Origin of the sequence: Shewanella sp. S1-49-MNA-CIBAN-0167, assembly GCF_040310145.1 — a bacterium.
In the GTDB taxonomy this organism is placed as follows: domain Bacteria; phylum Pseudomonadota; class Gammaproteobacteria; order Enterobacterales; family Shewanellaceae; genus Shewanella; species Shewanella psychromarinicola.
Map to the genome: position 1 here is coordinate 104561 of NZ_JBEOPO010000010.1, position 18050 is coordinate 122610.

The window sequence follows — 18050 nt, forward strand, 5'->3', positions numbered from 1 at the left end:
ATTATTCGCCTCCTAAGCCAAGTAATATTCCTTTAACAGCAGCAACAGATTGAGATAACACTTGTATTTGGCTTAAGTCTTGATCACTAGCAACAATATATTCATCAGGGGTAGAGCCTAAAATATCGATACTGAGCGCGGACAATGTTTGCGTTGTTTGTATAAAGATTTGGCTCTCTTGTTGCCAACTAAATACGCTATTTTTGGGTAACAGATACACGGCTTTTTGATACTCAGGTATCGCGGTGATTTGCTGCCCTAACAGTAGGTTACACTCTTGAGGTACCGGCATTGACCATGCAGTTAAAAACACACCATCCGCAATGGCCGATACTTCATCTATCGCAATATGACACTGATTAATGTTAACCGCCGATAATGAGGTTGATTGACTCATGGGCACATTCACCTTAACCCTAATACTGTCGGTGGGTACCAGCGAAAATAACTGGGCGCCGGCGGTATAAGGGCTATTGAGATGATTAAGATTGACTATGCCTGCAACGGGTGCCATCACCACTAACGATTCTGTATCAGCATCGATGCTTTGCACCATCTCCATAAAATGTTGCATATGCTCGTATTCAAGGTGAGTACTGAAATAGTCTTGACTGATCTCGCGCCACTTATCCGTGCTAATACTGCCATTGTTTAATAGCGGCTTGTTGCGGTCATAACGCTGTTTAGCAAGTTGATAAAGACTTTTAGCCGCCTCTATTTGAGCCAGAAAATGAAACACTTCAGGCCCGGTCAATCTTACAATCGCCCGGCCTTTGGTGACAATTTGCCCCTGGCCCACTAAAAACGTCACTTGTTGGATATTTTCAGGTGTACTGACCCAATAATCATTACCGGGTAAGCGCTCTATTTGTGCTGGCAGAGAGCTACCTTCATAACTGGCCACTTTTCGAGGCTGAATATAGCTCAGTTCTAAGCTACCCAATTCGGCAAGTGATATCGACTCCGCGGACGCGAAACTGGCTGAGAAACAGATTGATATACATAAAAAGCTGGCACCAAACTTGGCCATCATAATGAAATTCCTAAGGCTTGCAGTTGCTGAGAGTGAAGTTGTTGCTGAGAGACTTGGTTAAGCGCTAATTGCGATTCGGTATCAAGCGCATCCATATAGCGGCGCAGCCAGATTTCATAGCCAATTTGATTTTGATCTTTCACTTTTGCTAAATGTTCAGTAATGGTTCGGCTTAGCGTCAGCCCGCGCTGCAACAACTGCTGCTGTTGGCGGAGACTTTGCTGTTGCATTGCAAGCTTTTCTGTTTGAGTTTTTAATTCAAGGTAGATGCGTTCACTGTTTAGACTTTGTTCTTGATGGTCTTTTTGCCAAATGGACAGCTCACTTTGTGATAACGCCGAGCCAAAGCCCAGTGGCACGCTAATTCCGAGCCCTAAATGTTGGTCATTAAATTGATCGCCAGCGGTTTCTTTTGCGGTCAATGACAGTGTCCAGGGATCTTGCTCTCCTGCTTGCTGACTTTTAATCATTAACAACTGTTGTTGCTGTTGCAAAGATTGCAATTGCCACAATGGATGCTGCATTAACGCCACGTGAATCGCATCAAAGTTATTGGTTTCAAGTTGAGAGATTTCATGGCCGTCTTCTTCTATTTTCTGGGGCATTTCGTTAAGGCCAGTTAACGAACGAAAAAGAGAAAGCGCCTCAGCTTGTTGCTGCTTAAGATCAATCTGGGCTAAATCAATATCAACGCGCTCACGCTCGAGCAGTAATAAATTCACCACAGGTAACTCTCCAACATCGGAAAGTTGCTTTTGCTGAGCATATAATTTTTCGAGTAAACTGGCTTTACGATTCAGCTGACTAAGCTTGACCGATGCAATGCGATGGTCCCACATGCTTTGTCTGAGCAATCCAGATAAGTACAATTTTTGTAACGCTACTTGTTGGCCTTGCAAAGCTTGCGTCAACTGTCTTAGCTGTTTATCGCTGCTGTGCAAACTCAATGATTTCATCGGTAGATTGAGCGATACCTCTTGCTCGTAAATGTTATTATTATCAAGGTCGCTAAGGTAACTTAAACTAATAATGGGTAAGCCTGACAACCAAGTCGAACTGCTCAACTCTACACCACGACCATCATTGAGTGGCGTGCCATTGAGTTGTGTCGCTTTTAACCTAGCTTGGCTTATTTGCACAAGTTGTGGCAGTTCATTGCTAAAAGCGACATGGCTAAAAATACCGCTAGCTAAAGTAATTAAAAGACATATTTTGAAACTAAACTTAACCGCAGACATAAGTAATTTCTTTTACCCCAAATGTATACAGATTGTAACGGTTACCCCCCTAGAATACATGGGGAATATGTATCATAATGATGGGTATAGTACATATGTACCATAAATTAGATAACTGATTTTATTGAATTAAATTAATAAGCATCATTTTTAGTTAATTTGTATTACTTATTCGTTTCAGGATCTCTGCCATGAAAAAAGATGTAGCCATTATTGTATTATTACTGCTGATAACGCTGTTTAAGCTGTTTGACATCATCGCTGACTTGCAGCTCGAGATCCCTGCTTGGCATATAGCGCAAGAGAGTATTTTGGTATTGCTTACCATAGTGGGGAGTATCTATTTAGGTTACGACCTCATACGCAGTTCTCGCCAAGTAAAAGCGCTGGGGTTCAAACTCGCAAACGCTGACAAACAGATCAATAACATGTCGAGCAAAATGCGCGCAGCCAGACAAGAATATAGTCAAACGATTGCCATTCAATTTGATACTTGGGGTTTTACAAAAAGTGAGCAGCAGGTTGCCCTTTTATTGTTAAAAGGGCTCAGTTTTAAAGAGATTGCCGAAGTGCGACTAACAAAAGAAAAAACGGTTCGTCAACAAGCCTCAACGATTTATAGTAAAGCTGAAGTCGATGGCCGCCACACTTTCAGTGCTTGGTTTATGGAAGATTTTATTCAAGACTAAAGACTTAAGATCTGGACTCGGTGTAAGACGTAACGTCTACCTGTGTGCTCACTGCTACATTTTATTATTGGCTCAACGGATAACGTAGACATAGCGATAGATCAGTTTTTACTGAGAAAGAGAAAGAGAAAGCGGGATTCCCAGAGACTGTCATTTTTCAACGAATGTGTCTAGTATTCCTAGGCCTTACCAGTCTGTAGGTGTTAATTAAACGTCAAATTCTCCCCCCCATCATTTGAGCTTAAAAATTGGCATTTTCACCCACATTCTCACCGACATAGTAAGCAATGATTTTCTTTCTCTGTTTATCAAGACGTAATAGCCCCAATCCATAATCGGTTGTGCGGTCATTATTGGACACTAAGGTCATATTTTCAGTGCCGATGGTTTGAACTCTTTGATAATATTTTCAGGAATACCACATAATCCAAGACCCCCCGTAATGATGGTTATACCAACTTAACGTACTGCTAATGCTGCGGCGTAGCTGTCAACGACCTTATTAAATCCACACATAAAGCGCTCTATTTTGAAGATTAACCAGCAAATCGTACTAATTAACCACAAGGTTGGTTAAGCGGTCGGATAAGTAAGCCAAAATCAAAATAGTTGACCTATTCCATATCAAACTTGTTATTTGTTTTACTAGCAAGGCGCATTGGCGTGTCAATAACAAGCCTATTGCAAGTTAATGCAACACAGTTAGCGGGATAAAAGACTGTTTGATGACCCTTTTATTATCCCGATCTGAGGTTAATAACAATTACCGAAAAATGTAACCGTTCCTATGGTACTAAGGTGCCAAATAAATAGTCCTGTAATTGCTTTACTCTGAGGTACTAAATCTGAAAGTACTAAACCTGAAAGTACTAAACCTGAGAGTACTAAACCGGATTGTAGTGAATACAATTTCGCTATGAAACATTAACTGTGGGTGATCACATATGCTGTCATTGCCGCTATAGAATTGAGGAACGGATACTATGTCGACGTTACAAACAGGACTAAAAGGGAAAGTGGCGCTTATTACTGGCTCAACTAGCGGTATTGGTCTGGCGACTGCCCACGTGCTTGCAGAGCAGGGTTGTCATATCGTGTTACATGGGCTGATGGACCAAGATGATGGACTCTCTTTAGCCTCTGAATTTGCAGCTCAGTACCAAATAAACACTTTTTTTAGCAATGCGGACTTAAGAGATGCTAACTGCATACATGAGTTTATCAATAATGCGGTTAATGCCTTAGGGAGTATCGATATTTTGGTCAACAATGCTGGAATTCAACATACACAAGATGTCACTAATTTTCCGATAGAAAAATGGAATGACATCATCGCGATTAACTTATCCTCCGCTTTTCATACCATTCAAAAAGTCGTGCCTTTAATGGCTAAAAAAAAGTGGGGACGGATCATCAATATTGCCTCAGTCCATGGTTTAGTCGCCTCAGCGAATAAAGTGGCCTATTGCGCAGCAAAGCATGGGATTATTGGATTAACAAAAGTGGTCGCGATTGAATGTGCAGAGCAAGGTATTACCGTTAACGCAATTTGTCCTGGATGGGTTGATACGCCGCTTATCAGTAAGCAAATTGACACCATCGCAACGGATAAAAGCTTGAGTTATGAAGATGCAAAATACCAGCTGGTGACCTCCAAGCAGCCATTACCAGAAATGTTAATCCCCAGAGAAATAGGTGAGTTCGTGTTATTCCTTTGTGGCAATGCAGCAAGAGGCATTACAGGTTCAGCACTTCCGATGGACGGCGCTTGGACGGCACAATAAGCTTAGCTAACCTTATGTTTAAACGTTAGTATTTAGCAAAAAATTCAACCCGTATTCGCTGTGTGCGAATACGGGTTGTTTTATTTGCCGAGACACAGACCTTGCCAATCGATGTACTAGCCAAGATGATAGTGTTGCTTAAAATATGAGTTAGGCCTTGGCCATAAACTCAGCGATGCGCTGATAGGTTGTCATGCACTCTTGTTTAACCAAATCGTGCAGTAACATATAGGCATGGATCATGCCGTCAAACGAATAATGCTCAACATCCACACCTGCCGCGCTCAGAGCCTTCGCATAGGCTATGCCCTCATCTCTGAGCGGATCACAACCTGCAGTAAAAATGAGTGTCTTAGGTAAGTTAGCGTTAATGGTGCCAAGTAAAGGTGAAGCCTGTTTGATTTGATCAGAGCGTTGATCGGACTGCTTGAAATACTGCTCAAAATACCATTTGATGCGGCTAGTCTCGAGTAAAAATCCACAGCCATTACTATCAAGTGATGGGCTAGTTAATGTGTAATCGACACTGGGGTAAATCAGAATTTGTTGGTCTATATGAATCCGTTTATCGGTTAAGCTTTTCATGCTTAAACTGGTGCAAATAGCACCACCCGCACTGTCACCAATAATGGTGACTGAGTCTTGATGGTTAACATCATTGAGTAACTGCGCGTAATGTATTAATGCATATTCACAATCTTCAACCCCAGCAGGATAAGGATATTCAGGTGCAAGTCGATACTCGACAGATATCACCACGCACTGCGCAATACTGGCAAGGTGACGGCAAATAGGATCGTACAGCGCCACACTGCCACACATATGGCCACCACCATGAAAATGCACTAACACAGGCAAAGGCAGCTCTGGTGCAGGACTATAAACTCTAACCGGAATGGTACGATCGGTTAACGTAAGCGCTTCGTCGGCAATATAGCTCACCGATGGCGAGTCACTCATTAACGCGCCAAGTTTGTTTAAGTTTTCACGTAATATTGTCGGCGTAAATTGCACATTATTTTGCTTAGCCAAGGCGATATTACTGTTCGCTAAGGCTAGAAAATCAGTGAGTTTGGGGGATACTATTCCTCGCATAATATTAACTCCTTTGGTTTTCCGGTTTCTGGTAGAAAATAACTGCCTACAAACACAGTGCCACTGAGTAAGGTGATCATCACAAATGAGCTAAAATAGCTACCATCGCTTAAATCAACAAGCTTACCAAATACCCACAACACGATAGTAGAAACAAGATAACTGATTGACCAAAATAGGCTAAAAACCACAGTAATTTTTTGGCCTGTCATCTTAGGGAGCTCGTGAGGAATGGACACTAATGCAGTCACCGGGAAAAAGATAAAAAAGCCCAACACTATTGCACATAACGTTTGCAACCAAGACTCGGGACTAAAAGATAAACCGAAAACGGTGATAACAATAATCAACCCACTCCAGCGAAGAATAGGCAAGCGTAACGGGTTTTTGCGACTATAAAACATTCCTGCAATAGTGCCGACAATACCAAAACCAATCACCCATTTGCTTTGACTTATTCCCGCTTGAGGATAGAAAGTAAATAAACAAATGTAAAAAGAAAGCAGTCCTGAATAGGTAAAAGCATAAGCCCAATTAAATTTATCTTTTAACCCTTCTAGATAACCATATATTGCCGGCTCTGAACCAGATACATGGTTAGCGGGCGATGGCGTTTCAAACTTAACCAGTAGCCACAGCATTGCAAGTACCAAGCTAGCGGCAGAAAACAACACCAAGCTGTTTTGCCAACTGCCAGTGAGAGAGTTAATACTGGTCATTCCCCATAAAATAATTGCAGTACCTACGTTAAATGCCACCGCATTGAGACCATTAATAACCGGGCGATCTTCAGGCGAAAACCACAGCATCACTATTGGGTTGAAGTACACAATCATGAAGGCCCCACCTAAGCCCATTAGAAAACGGCTGGCCAGAAGTAATTCATAATTAGTCGCAAAAGGTGTCACTATTCCGATAACAATTAATAGCGCCGCGAGTAAAAATGCATACTTTATCCCGCACTTCACCGCCACATAAGCGGCGCCAAATGTGCCCACTATCTTAGCCAGAGTGACAGCACCACTGATAAAGCTTGCTGAAGCTAAGCTATCAATTTGCATCGATGCCATGATGCTGTTCATGCTGGCAGTGCCTCCTACCCATGCCATGGCAAAGAGAACATAACTCGTAAAAACCAGGCCTTCTACCAAATATCTATGGGTTATTTTCATAGGCGTAATGTGTACCTTAAATGACACTAATGTAGTTTAATCATGTTATCTGATGGGTATGGATAAATAAGTACTACCTTAGTGCACCGCGATATTAAAAATCTTTATCAAACAGGATGTCTAGTGTAGTTTCGCAAGGATATAAAATAAAAATCATTGGGGAATATCTTGCAGGCTTGGTTATCTATTGATACTTGGTTGATCAGTTCAATTTCGATTGCTTATCTTGCGATGCTATTTGTGGTCGCACAGTGGGGGCAAAGTCGCGCTATAAAAAAGTTAAGCCAAAAGCCATGGGTCTATAGCTTATCCTTAGGTGTATGCTGCACTTCGTGGGCATTTTATGGCACTGTCGGGCAAGCTGCCACAACAGGGGCATGGCTTGCTCCCATTTACATAGGTTCGATCATTTGTTTAGTACTTGCTTGGCCAATGCTAATGCGGACGTTACAAATAATCAAAAGCCAGAACCTCACCTCTATTGCCGACTTTATTGCCTGTCGCTTTGACCGCTCGCCTAAAATTGCCGCCAGCGTCGCCATTGTGTCACTGCTTGGGACCATTCCTTATATTGCATTGCAGTTAAGAGCTATCAGTACCAGTTTCGATCTACTTACTGGCACGTTTCAGTCTGGGATTAGCACGGCATTTGTGGTCACTATTGTATTAATTATCTTTAGTATCTTATTCGGCACACGCCAACTCTCCGCCAGTAAGCACAATCAAGGCTTAGTACTTGCCATCGCGTTTAGTTCTATCGTGAAATTATTTGCCCTTACCGCCGTGGGCATATTTGCCACGTTTTATGTTTTCGATGGTTTTGGCGACTTGCTAACTCAAAGTCAAAACATCAAAGAAACCACCCAATCAGACTCCACTTATCTTGTGGTATCACAGGTTATTTTGGGCGCGATTACTATCTATGCGTTGCCGCAAGAGTTTCACATGATGATGATTGAAAATAATCATGACAACGAACTTAAATCGGCTCGCTGGATGGTGCCGTTATATCTATTACTGATCAATATTTTTGTATTACCTATCGCATTAGCCGGACAACTTAGCTTCCCCGGTGGCAGCGTGGGTGCAGATACTTATGTACTGACGTTACCGCTATTTTATCAGCAAGCTTGGTTGGGAATATTGGTTTACATCGGTGGACTGGCTGCAGCCACTGCAATGGTTATTGTGGCAGCTATTGTGCTTAGCACCATGATTTCGACAGAAATTTTAACCCCATTACTGTTACGTCTACCAAAATTTAACTCTCAACAAACCCCGCAATTATCAGGAATCTTATTAAATTTACGCCGTATATCTATCGCCGTAATCTTACTATCGGCCTTTGCATTTGAACGTTTTATCAATCAGCAAAATCATTTAGCCAGTATTGGCTTACTATCATTTGTGCTGTTATCTCAATTTGCGCCAGCCGCTGTAGGCGCCTTATATTGGCGAAATGCAACAACCCAAGGGGCATTCATTGGTTTAATGATGGGAAGTATTGTCTGGCTTTATACCCTACTTTTGCCCGTTACATTTCCTGATGCACTATGGGTTAACTTTGGTTTATTTGATATAACTTGGTTAACGCCAACTGCATTGTTTGGATTAACCCATTTGGACAATATCAGCCACGGTGTATTTTACAGTTTAGCGGCTAACATCGGCTGCTTTGTGGTCATTTCACTGTTTAAAGAGCAAAGCGTTGGCGAGGTTTTACAAGCCGATTTATTTGTTAACAGAAAACAAGTTCAGTCAGAACGTCACTTATCTATAGATGATTTAGCCAGTTTATTAAATCGTTTTATTAATAAAGATGAAGCCGATACCCTGCTAGCAGAATCCAAAAAGCTCAGCGGTAAAGATCAGCAGCAACAACTTGTTGATTACACTCGCCTAAAACTATCAGGCGTACTCGGTTCTGCATCGACTAGAATGGTGATGAGCGCTGCTTCTCGCAGCCAATACGTGCCACTAGAAGATGTGGTTAGCATTGTCGATGAAGCGAGCCAAATCTTTGAATTTAACCGCGAACTGCTGCAATCGGGCGTTGAAAATATTGAGCAAGGCATTAGCGTTGTAGACGCCGATATGCGTTTAGTCGCTTGGAATCAGCGCTATATTGAACTGCTCGATTACCCAAAAGATTTTGTAAAAGCGGGACTACACATTGAGCAACTGATTAGATTTAACATCGACAGGGGGATCATTGTCGGCGACGCTGCCCACGAGCTAGTTGAAAAGCGCTTAGATCATATGCGCAGTGGCAGTCCACATCATTTTCAACGCATCATGCTTGACGGAAAAGTGCTAGAAATTCGCGGCCAAGCAATGCCCGGCGGTGGGTTTGTCAGTACGTTTTCTGATATTACTGCCCATATTGAAGCAGAAAAAGCCTTACAACTTGCTAATGATACACTCGAAAAACGGGTAGAAAGCCGCACCAAAGAACTTGAAAAAGCAAAAGCAGAAGCAGAAGCGGCCAATAGCAGTAAAACACGATTTTTGGCCGCTGCAAGTCATGATTTAATGCAACCCTTTAATGCGTTAACATTATTTACTGAGATGCTGAAGCAAAGAGTCAAATCAACCGAACTTCAGGATTTAGCCACTCATATCGAAGACTCATTAAACGTAGTAGAAAGTTTGCTATCAGACCTTGTTGAAATATCTCGCTTAGACAGTAACTCGTTAAAAACCGAAAAAAGTCAATTTGCAATTGATGATATACTCTCAACATTGGTCAATGAATTTAAGGCGTTATCGGTTCAACAAGGCATTGATTTTAATTACCAGGTCTCTTCCTGTTTCGTCCACAGCGATCAAAGGCTATTACGCCGAATTATTCAAAACTTTTTGTCTAATGCGTTTCATTATTCCCCTTCAGGTAACACCAAGCACCAACCAGCGCTTCAAGATACTAAGTCAGGCAATAAGGCAAAAGAGGCCATTGAGAACGCCGATTTTGTCCCTAAGGTTTTATTAGGTGTCAGGCGACTTGAGAACGCTTTGTTAATACAAGTTTGGGACAATGGACCTGGAATTCCTGTTGATAAACGACAGGCAATTTTTTGCGAGTTTGAACGCTTAGAACTCACACGTGAAATTCCAGGTTTAGGTCTGGGCTTGGCGATATGCGATCGTATAGCAAACTTATTGGATATTAAAATATCACTGCATTCTGAAGTCGGTAAAGGAACTTGCTTCAGTGTTGAAATACCCCGTGTCTCACAACAAAAAAAGTCTGTTAATTTACTAAACATCCCCGTCGAAGATGAGATCAATAGCGACAGCTTTAATATTATTGTGCTCGTTATCGACAATGATGATCTCATGCTAAAGGCAATCTCGTCATTATTGAGTGGTTGGGGATGTCATGTGATTACAGCCAAAGATCAATCTAGCGCAATACAGCAACTGGCGGATAATCCACAACCAAGATTAATCATTGCAGACTACCATTTAGAAGATGATAAAAATGGTGTCGATTTAGTACAATATTTATTGGCGAACCACAGTGAAATGACCAATAAGCAAACCACATGTGTTATTTGCTCCGCAGATCCCTCAGAAACGGTTCGACAACATACGAGCAGTGCTCAATTTAGTTTTGTACGTAAACCGCTCAAGGCAATTGCCTTGAAACGGATCATTAAACAACTGACACCATAATAACGAGTACATTTTTAGACGCTGCTTGTTGTAGACATCGCTTAGACAAAAAGGCCTCACGTTGCGGCATTTTATTTAACGGTTTTCAATCTAAATCAGAATATTAAGCATTTATCTGCCGATTTTCAGTTGAAGTGATCATTAATTGTTGAAACACCAGCCCTGCCTGAGTGCGATTGTACACTTCAAGCTTTAGCAAAATAGCTGAAACATGCTTTTTAACGGTGGTTTCTTTAATGTTTAAGTCGTAGGCAATTTGCTTATTTAAGCGGCCATTTGCAATATTGGCTAGCACTGTGTATTGCTGGGGGGTCAACTGAGCTAATTGTTTTGCCAGACGTTGATGCTCAGCGGCTGTATGTTGATCGGCGCTGATATTAGTGTGTTCGGGTAACCAAATCCCCCCTTCAAGCACGGTTTCAATGGCGGTCGATATTTGGGTTAAATTAGCAGATTTAGGAATAAATGCACTGGCGCCAAAATTGATCGCCTTGCGAATAATTTCGGGTTGATCGTCAGAAGACACCATAATAACGACAATATCTGGGAAGTGATTTTGTAATAAGGTTAATCCTGTAAAACCATCGTTTCCAGGCATATGCAAATCAATAAAGATAATCTCTATATCTGAATGTTGCTCCACGATGGAGATTAACTCTGGAAAATTTTCAGCCTCTAACACTTCAGCATCATTGAAATTTTTAAGTACAGCTTGGGTTAAAGCGGCACGAAATAGCGGGTGATCATCTGCAATTGCCACTTTTATCTGAGACATCGTCGGCTCCTAAAAAATTGCGCTGGTGTTGTTTATTATTTATTGATTATTGATTATTGATTATTATTTATTGATCGTCCAACACACGCAGACTTCATCATCTATAAAAAGAATAACCGGTTCTATAGTGAGCCGGCTATTCTTTAATAGGCAATTGACTCATTAACGCTTAGAACATATAGCCAACCGTTAACGAAATCGTCTCCGGATCGCCATAATAACCAATTAAGGTGTTATCGCCGCCAAGTCCTGGCGTAAAGTCTCCGTTGCCGGTTGGCGTGACAAAAGCGTAGTTACCAACCAAATACTCTTCATCAGTGACGTTTTTCCAATGCAGACCGGCATTCCAATGGCCGTCATTGCTATACCAATTCACCCCAAAATTCAGCAATCCGTATCCATCTTGGCTCAATAGGTTATCCACGACCGCTAAGTCATAGTCACTGCGGTAATAGTAATTACCATTAATGATAAAACTACCCACGCCGGCTTCAATACTATAACTAAAACCAAGGTTTGCTGTGGTATCTGGGGTGTTGGTAATAGTGTAAGTATCACTTATATCAATTTTAGTACCAAATTCATCATAAGAAATCACTTCATCAAACGTGGCGTCAATTAAGCCAAGATTTGCGAATAAATTAAGTGAATCTGTTGCAGCATATTCAACTTCAAGCTCTAGTCCACTGGCTGTAGACTTACCAATGTTGCCTAAACGCTGATTGAGGTCTGAAGCATCATCACCGGGTAATACAGTCACAAATTGTCTGTCTTTATGGTTGAGATAAAATACGGTTGCATTAACACGAAGATTATCATTCCACTCACTCTTGATACCAATTTCATAGGAATCGACCGTTTCAGGGTCTACAGCAGGTTCAGCTCCGGTTGCCCTAGGGTTGAAGGTGCCCGACTTGAATCCTTGTGAGTAACTGGTAAACAGCATCATGTCATCGTTAACTTGATATTCCAGACCCACACGTGGGTTGAATTTAGACCATGTTTCTTCGTCATCAAGCACTTTAGGTATTTGAGATTCAATTAACGCTTCATCGCGCACAAACCCTGGATACCAACCAGTTTGAGGATAAATGCTGTCGAATATCACCCCGTTATAAACCGTGGCTTCTTTAGTCTCACGGGTATAACGGCCACCTAATGTCATTGATAATTGTTCAGTGAAATCATATGAGCCTTGCACATAAGCGGCATAGCTTTCACTATTGTTACAACCACTCACTTCACGCGTTAACCCTCCAAACGCTTTAAAGGCTTCTTCTAAAATAGCATCGAAAACACCACAAGAATCACCGTCAAAATAGTAAATTCCTGAGACGACATTGAGATTGTCACCAACATAGTTTGCTTGGAACTCTTGGCTAAACTGCTCATCTTCATAAATGGCGGGGACGTCAAAAATACGTAGGCTGGTATTATCAAAATCGATGTTTGTTGGCGAATAACCTTCACGTTTGGCTGTGACTGACTTTACGCTCCAATTCTCATTGAGGTTATACTCAATGGTTGCTCCCCAGCCTTCTGTTTCCACCTTATTCCAGGTAGGTAAACTGGTATAAGAGTCATATTTACTGTCAGGCACTGGGGCATCGGTTAATAAACTAGGCAGCAGGCGATAACCACCTTTTGAATTTGATTCATCTTGGGTTTTATCATAGGTAAAGCGCATAAACAGGTCATCGGTAGGCGTATATTCAACGCTTAAGCGACCCGCTATGACGTCCTTGTTATAGTTTTCAGTATCTTGGCCCTCTAATGCTGAGGTTTTAAATTCACCAAAACCATCTCGATTTAAGCTGGCAAAGGCGAAACCAACATAGAGCTTGTCATCAACAATGGGGAATTGTCCTGCGACTTTAACATCCTTTTGACCAAAGCTACCTGCAGTACCTTTAAGGCTCAATTCTCCGTCACCGGTCATTTTCTTTGTGACGTATTTAATTGCACCACCGATAGTGTTTTTGCCGTATAACGTGCCTTGTGGCCCACGAAGCACCTCAATACGCTCCACATCAAGAATGTCTAGCACTGCACCTTGCGGACGAGCAATATAGATATCATCAATGTATATACCGACACCAGGCTCATAGCCCCAAAGTGGATCTTCTTGACCTACGCCACGAATAAAAGCGGTAAGCGTAGAATTAGTGCCTCGGCTAGATTGTAATGTGGTATTGGGAGAAAACTGCTGAATTTCAGTCATTACGCTGATGCCGTTTTCTGCCAGTTCTCTTTCACTGACAGAGGTCACTGCAACAGGAACATTTTGTAAACTTTCAACCGTTTTACGAGCAGTCACTTCAATGCGCTCTAAAACAGCTTGCTTGTCGCCGCTGTTATTTTCTTCATCAGCAGCAACGGCATACTGTGCAGTTAATACCGACGAAATGGCTAACGCAATACAACTCATTTTAATAGTATTCTGTTTCATACAGATCCCCGTGGTAATATTTATTATTAATGGTTTTGTTTACTACTCGTGTTGGTTTACTACTAACTGTTCACATATTGACTGTATAGCATTTTCAACAGCATTGAATCGGTACTATAGTAGTATGTGTTTTGGTCTATAAATTCTAAAAATATTAAGCTAATACATATTAAAAACATAAAGTTATCAAGATACCTTAATTAAACTCCCCAAAGCTTAATGATCTCAGTAACGCTACTTATTGGCGCTCTGAGTAGAAAGTCACTCTCTTCTCCACCATGTTTAATATCTGGATTGACAGCAATTCCGTGTCCGAAATCTTTGATGGTGATAAGTTCTATTAACGCCTTATTTTGAGCATTTTCCCACCGAGAAATACTGTAGCCAGATTCATTTGTGACAGTTGGGTTAGTGTCAGATTGAGTCAATATTTGCCACTGAAAAGCTAACATTTGCGCATTATTAGCGTTGACGACATTGTCCCTGTCTCCAGTCCAAATGCTTAATGAAGGCCAGCGAGTTTGCAGAGGATGTATTGTTTTAGCAAATTGAGCTAATTCCTCAACCGATTGTGACGGACCTTTTTTCATACAAGATATCGCTTTGATAAGATTATCGGCACAAGGATATGGCAACCCAGCAATAACAGCGCCGCCTTGAAATAAGTCTGGATAATTGACGAGTGCCGCACTAGCCATAGCGCCGCCAGCAGACAGTCCGATCACATATACGTGCTTTGTACCTAATTTCTCTTGAGTAGCCAGAATCATATTTTTTATTGACAGCATTTCGCCACTATCAAGCTGTGTATCTTGACTCGCAAACCAGTTAAAACAACGTTTCACATTATTTTGATAACTTTGTTGTGGAACTAAAACCGCAAAATTATTTTCCAATGCTAAAGAGGTCAATCCACTTTTATTAGCCAGTTCCACGCCATCTTGAATACAGCCATGAAGTAAGACAATCAAAGAAGCATTACCAGTACGCGGAACATTCAAGTTTTCACTAACCGGGAGATAAAAGCTTGTTAGGGCTCCTGGGTTATCTCCAAAACTTGTTAGCGGGACATAGGGCATCTCAGCGGCTTGAACAGGTAGCATCCAAAAGGTCCAACACAGGGCAAGAAGCTGCATAGTTAGACCATATTTTTTATTTCTCATTTCAGCAGTTTCCAAATTTGTCATAATCATAACTTGCTGAATTTTACTGCAAACTGCAATGGCACTTTAGATCCACATAGGAGAAAGATTATATTGGAATGACTCTAAACGGTGTGGTCGGGATAATACGAGTGGAATGGGAAAAGAGGTTTAGAAAACGGGTATATTAGAAACGACAAAGGCCTAGCATTTCTGCTAGGCCTTCTAAATTTGGCAGGGGTGGCAAGACTCGAACTCGCAACCATCGGTTTTGGAGACCGCTGTTCTACCAATTGGAACTACACCCCTGTTGACGAGGGCATTATGCTAAAACCCCCTCCAAAGGTAAAGTACTTTTTTAAATAAACCGTTCAATTGCAGTTTTTTCAGGCAAGTTAGCCATTCTAACTGGTTTATGAGTCGATGATGTTGTTACATGTTGGTTCTAGACATTGGTTAATTTCAACGGTGACATGGCTAAGCTGCGAAAACTTACGCTCAAGTTGTTGCTTTATTTGCACAGCGTTGATGTCATTGTGAACCAAAATCGAAACAATGGCAGCATAATGCTCAGCACTGACCTTCCAGATATGAAGGTCGGTAACAATAACACCATCATGTTCAAGAAATTGCTTAATTTGCGATTTCTGATGTAATGATATTGAACCATCAAGCAAGATTGGACTAGTTTGTTTCATTAATCCCCATGCCCAACGAGTAATAATCACCGCACCGACAATCCCCATTACAGGATCTAAGAAAGTGAGTCCCATATACTTACCAAAGACTAACGCCACTATAGCTAATACTGACGTTAAAGCATCTGCAAGAACATGGAAATATGCAGCTCTTAAATTATGGTCATGATGAGGTTTTGGCTGACTTTTATGTTCATGTTCATGTTCATGTTCATGTTCAGCGTGATGATGATCATGATCATGGGTATGATGATCTTTCAATAAAAATACACTGACAATATTGACTGTAAGACCAATAAAGGCAACAAAGATAGCTTGGTTAAAATAGATTTGTTCTGGATTAATTATTCTAACTAAAGACTCAATCAACATTATCAACGCAACCATACCTAAAGCAATTGCACTGGTAAAACCACCTAATACACTCACCTTCCCAGTACCAAAAGCAAATTTCGGATTATCAGCATTTTTACGGGAGTATCGATACGCGAATAAGGTGATCATGAACGCTGCGGCATGTGTTCCCATATGCCAACCATCGGCCAATAGTGCCATAGATCCATAAATTGAGCCGGCAATAATCTCGGCTAACATAGTAATGATCGTTAATATAAGAACATAAAGAGTATTTCGCTCACCATCAGAGTTATTATGACTAAATTGATGATGATGTTGCCATTGCTTTATAGGATGAGATTGAGGAGTCATATCAGCATTTATGAAGGAGAAATTAAGACTCCATTATTTATGTATTTACTATTAATTATCAAGCCCAAACCATAGAAAGTGATACACCTGTAGCATAAATAACAATAGTAATCGTTATTGTTATTGATAATCCCCCTTTTACTAAAAAGATAAGCAATAAAATCGTTTTCATCTAGTATTTTGTACTTTAATAGGCGTAAGAAAGTGACCAAATGGCTCTGTCGAGGAACTGTCTCTAGCAGGAAGTAGTCAGGGTCATCTAAATCTGTACACAAACTAATGTGGTCAACTAAAACTGTACACAAACAGGCGTTTTTATGCTGCCATTTCGGTTGCTGTTGGAGCCATATAATTGTTATAACTATGACCTCGTTTTGTATCGTAGTGCTTCTGTATATCATTCAGCACATCATGCTTCGTTTCATCAAAACTATTGAAGCCATACTTAGCATCCATTCTATTTTAAAGCTTCTAAAAAACGTTCCCCCAGCAGTTTCCTCGTCGGCTCATACATCGAGTTATCTGATATTTCCACAGAAGGCTAGTGTAGTGACAACTCAGGTCAGAATGAAACACTAGGTTTCTAGGACGCCCACGGTTTTCAAATGCCATTCTTAATGCTGCACAAGTCAAATCGGTATTAGGACTGTCAGAGCACGCCCAACCCACTATCTTTCTCGCGTATAAATCCATTACCACCGCTAAATAGAGCCATTTCGTTCCAGACCAAACATAGGTCACATCACCACACCAAACCTGATTTATTGCTTCAACGTTAAACTGCCGCTTTAACAAATTAGGGGCTATTTTAGATTCATCATTTGCTATCTTGTAACGATGCTTTCTGGGTTGATTACTAATTAGCCCTGCATCTCTCATTAAACTCGCGGCCTTATAACGGCCAACATTTTCACCCAGTTGATTAAGCTGACCTGCTATCGTTCTTGCCCCTGCAGAGCCACGACTATCACGGTGGATTGCAATTGCTTGCTGGCGCAATTTTTCACGCTCAGGTTTCACTAACCCACGGTGTTTGAGATGGTAATGATAGCTGCTTCGCGGTATTTCAAATAAATGGCAAAGCTGTTTGACGATGTTCTGCTCTCTCGATAACGATTCAATTAACGCTATCGTTTGATATTGTCTTGCATTAAGAGAGCGGTAGCCTTTTTTAGGATGTCTTTCTCCCATTCAATCTTCTTAATTTGCGCTTCAAGCTCTTGAATTCGTTTTTGCTCAGGAGTGATGGCATGAGATGATGGGGTAATACCTTCAAATTCTTGTCTAAGTTGAGTCACCCAACGTCTAATCGCTGTTGGACTTGCCCCTGTAGCCTTGGAAGCTTCACTCGTAGTGTAACCTTGTTTAATAACGAGGTTTGCAGCATCTATTTTAAATTCTGTTGAGTAAGTTGGTTGAGTTTTCATACTTTTTACACCGTTTTGTTTTAAGGGGAGTTTACCTCAATCGGTGTACAGATTCATTAAGCCACAATACCCTAGCAGCGAAGCGATACTAGCAGCGAAGCGATACTAGCAGCGAAGCGATACTAGCAGCGAAGCGATACTAGCAGCGAAGCGATACTAGCAGCG

The 18050-nt window shown here is 41.3% G+C and carries 12 protein-coding genes, 1 tRNA gene and 1 pseudogene; 3 read left to right on the forward strand and 11 right to left on the reverse strand.

Going from position 1 to position 18050, the window contains the following annotated elements:
* Window position 1: 1 nt before the first annotated feature.
* Window positions 2–1033: an efflux RND transporter periplasmic adaptor subunit gene (locus AAEZ00_RS06775; RefSeq protein WP_124012380.1), complete on the reverse strand. Its 1032-nt coding sequence runs from the start codon at window positions 1031–1033 to the stop codon at window positions 2–4.
* Window positions 1030–2271, reverse strand: coding sequence for a metal transporter (locus tag AAEZ00_RS06780; protein WP_124012381.1), 1242 nt, complete (start codon window positions 2269–2271; stop codon window positions 1030–1032). Before AAEZ00_RS06780 ends, AAEZ00_RS06775 begins: the two co-directional genes overlap by 4 nt.
* 191 nt (window positions 2272–2462) lie before the next feature.
* Here AAEZ00_RS06780 and AAEZ00_RS06785 point away from each other — a divergent pair, with 191 nt between their 5' ends.
* The gene (locus tag AAEZ00_RS06785) at window positions 2463–2960 is read left to right on the forward strand and encodes a helix-turn-helix transcriptional regulator (RefSeq protein WP_101034327.1); all 498 of its coding nucleotides are present in this window, start codon (window positions 2463–2465) and stop codon (window positions 2958–2960) included.
* 241 nt (window positions 2961–3201) lie between these two features.
* On the opposite strand, the gene AAEZ00_RS06790 is transcribed toward AAEZ00_RS06785, so the two are convergent.
* Window positions 3202–3330, reverse strand: a complete 129-nt coding sequence (locus AAEZ00_RS06790; RefSeq protein WP_267898635.1) for a hypothetical protein — start codon at window positions 3328–3330, stop codon at window positions 3202–3204.
* Window positions 3331–3943: 613 nt separating this feature from the next.
* On the opposite strand from AAEZ00_RS06790, the gene AAEZ00_RS06795 reads away from it, so the two are divergent.
* The gene (locus AAEZ00_RS06795; protein ID WP_124012382.1) at window positions 3944–4744 is read left to right on the forward strand and encodes a 3-hydroxybutyrate dehydrogenase; all 801 of its coding nucleotides are present in this window, start codon (window positions 3944–3946) and stop codon (window positions 4742–4744) included.
* A gap of 150 nt (window positions 4745–4894) precedes the next feature.
* On the opposite strand, the gene AAEZ00_RS06800 is transcribed toward AAEZ00_RS06795, so the two are convergent.
* Both AAEZ00_RS06800 and AAEZ00_RS06805 read right to left on the reverse strand, forming a co-directional pair.
* Window positions 4895–5839: an alpha/beta hydrolase gene (locus tag AAEZ00_RS06800; protein ID WP_124012383.1), complete on the reverse strand. Its 945-nt coding sequence runs from the start codon at window positions 5837–5839 to the stop codon at window positions 4895–4897.
* Window positions 5827–7011: an MFS transporter gene (locus AAEZ00_RS06805; RefSeq protein ID WP_124012384.1), complete on the reverse strand. Its 1185-nt coding sequence runs from the start codon at window positions 7009–7011 to the stop codon at window positions 5827–5829. The genes AAEZ00_RS06800 and AAEZ00_RS06805 overlap by 13 nt, the downstream gene beginning before the upstream one ends.
* A 168-nt stretch (window positions 7012–7179) precedes the next feature.
* Here AAEZ00_RS06805 and AAEZ00_RS06810 point away from each other — a divergent pair, with 168 nt between their 5' ends.
* Entirely contained in the window at window positions 7180–10686 is a 3507-nt protein-coding gene (locus AAEZ00_RS06810) for a hybrid sensor histidine kinase/response regulator (RefSeq protein ID WP_351079006.1), read from the forward strand.
* A gap of 103 nt (window positions 10687–10789) precedes the next feature.
* Here AAEZ00_RS06810 and AAEZ00_RS06815 read toward each other — a convergent pair whose 3' ends face one another.
* The 6 genes and pseudogenes from AAEZ00_RS06815 to AAEZ00_RS22410 form a co-directional block, all read right to left on the reverse strand.
* Window positions 10790–11461 carry a response regulator transcription factor gene (locus AAEZ00_RS06815; RefSeq protein WP_101034322.1) on the reverse strand — a complete coding sequence of 224 codons (672 nt, stop codon included), beginning with the start codon at window positions 11459–11461 and terminating at the stop codon, window positions 10790–10792.
* Between the two features lie 169 nt (window positions 11462–11630).
* Window positions 11631–13910 (reverse strand): TonB-dependent receptor, encoded by a 2280-nt coding sequence (locus AAEZ00_RS06820; RefSeq protein WP_124693469.1) that lies wholly within the window; start codon window positions 13908–13910, stop codon window positions 11631–11633.
* 200 nt (window positions 13911–14110) lie between these two features.
* On the reverse strand, window positions 14111–15097 hold the full coding sequence (locus AAEZ00_RS06825) for an extracellular catalytic domain type 1 short-chain-length polyhydroxyalkanoate depolymerase (RefSeq protein WP_351079010.1): 987 nt from the start codon (window positions 15095–15097) through the stop codon (window positions 14111–14113).
* A 187-nt stretch (window positions 15098–15284) separates the two neighbouring features.
* Window positions 15285–15361 (reverse strand) — tRNA-Trp (locus tag AAEZ00_RS06830).
* A gap of 104 nt (window positions 15362–15465) precedes the next feature.
* A complete protein-coding gene (gene dmeF, locus AAEZ00_RS06835) occupies window positions 15466–16458 on the reverse strand; it encodes a CDF family Co(II)/Ni(II) efflux transporter DmeF (protein WP_351088468.1) in 993 nt (330 codons plus the stop codon).
* A gap of 315 nt (window positions 16459–16773) precedes the next feature.
* A pseudogene (locus AAEZ00_RS22410) lies at window positions 16774–17885 on the reverse strand (IS3 family transposase).
* Between the last annotated feature and the right edge of the window lie 165 nt (window positions 17886–18050).